Annotated in this window: 1 protein-coding gene and 1 pseudogene; both read right to left on the reverse strand. The window is 69.1% G+C overall.

Annotated features, from left to right (window positions below; all coding sequences use genetic code 11):
- Window positions 1–194 (reverse strand): annotated as a pseudogene (locus tag ACWD4O_RS48725) (cupin domain-containing protein); the annotation flags it as partial.
- 32 nt (window positions 195–226) lie between these two features.
- Entirely contained in the window at window positions 227–1,189 is a 963-nt protein-coding gene (locus ACWD4O_RS48730) for an alpha/beta fold hydrolase (RefSeq protein ID WP_451289590.1), read from the reverse strand.
- Between the last annotated feature and the right edge of the window lie 191 nt (window positions 1,190–1,380).

A 1,380-nucleotide genomic window follows, 5' to 3' on the forward strand; every position in this document is an offset into this window, starting at 1 on the left:
TTGATGAGCATGAAGATCTCGTCCTCGCGGGTGTGCATGTGGAACGGCGGCGCCTCGCCCTTGGCGACGTCGAACCTTCCCACGGTGAGCCGGCCGTCCGTGGCCTTGCTGTCGAGGAGGACGGAGAACGTGCCGCCGTCCAGCCATTCGAGGGTCTGCTGCTGTTCCGGCTGGGCCAGGAAAGCCATGGACATGACGCGAATCCTTACGTGAGTCGGTGGTGCGGTCAGGCCAGGAACGGGGCGAGCAGGGCGAGCAGGGCTTCGGGGTGCTCGTCGGGGATGTAGTGACCGCTGCCGGCGACCACCGCTTCCTGTACACCGGGCACGACGGGCTTCAGGGTCTGCGCCAGATAGCTCCCGACGCTGTGCTCGGCGCCGACGGCCAGAACGGGCATCGTCAGGACGCCGCCCGCCTCGCCCCAGGCCCGGTTGTCCCGCCCGTCCCGGAGCATGGTCCGGTAGTGCTCGAAGCCGCCGCGCAGGGCGTCCGGGCCGCTCAGGGACGCGGCGATGGTGTCGATCTCCTCCGGCGGGAAGGCTGCGGAGTTGGCGGCCATCTTCGCGAACCACCAGGCCAGGAAGGCCTTCTCATTACCCTGGAACAGCAGTTCCGGCGCCTCGGGGGCCATGAAGAGACCGAAGTGGAAGAGGCCGCCCGACGCCGGGTCCATGATCTCCTCCAGGCCGTAACCGGGGACGGCCAGGTCGACCAGGGCCAGCTTGTGGACCTGCTCGGGATACAGGCGGGCGTAGGAGAAGGCGACCATGCCGCCGATGTCGTGCCCGACCATGCGGACCGGGCCGGTCAGCCCCAGGACCCGGAGCAGCTCGTGCACGTCGCGCGCCTGGTTGTCCTTGTCGTAACCGGCCTCCGTGACGGCCGAGCCGCCCGTACCACGCAGGTCGGGAGCCACGACGGTGTAGCCCAGGTCGGCGAGGGGGCGCAGCATGTACCGCCATTCCCGCCAGGTCTGCGGCCAGCCGTGCAGCAGCACGAGGGGTTCGCCCGAACCGCCCACGACACTGTGTATCAGCGTGCCGTTGACCTCCCGGACGACCTGGGTGAAGCCCTCGGGAAGATCGTCCGCGAAGGCCGGCCCGTTCGGGGCCGCGGCCTTGACCGGGGTCTGGGCCGGGGTCTGGGCCGGGGTCTGGGCCGGGGTCTGCGGAGTGGGGGTGTTCGTCATTTCTTCGCTCCTGTGAGTTCTGGTTGCTGCCAGGCGAGGCCGCCCGGCAGGTGCGGCGCGAGGGCGTGTCCCACACCTCCCGCCTGGCAGTCACTACTGCGGGAGGAGTTCCATGACGATGTTGATGATCTTGCCGCCGTTTTCGGTGGTCCAGTTGTGGGCGAGTTCGGCGAGGAGCTGGTTGGTGGAGG

The sequence above is a fragment of the Streptomyces sp. NPDC002623 genome (genome assembly GCF_053592635.1).

What these genes read in the sequence shown, in the direction of transcription:
- ACWD4O_RS48730 (WP_451289590.1), bottom strand. Translation starts at nt 1,189, where the DNA reads ATGACGAACACCCCCACTCCGCAGACCCCGGCCCAGACCCCGGCCCAG.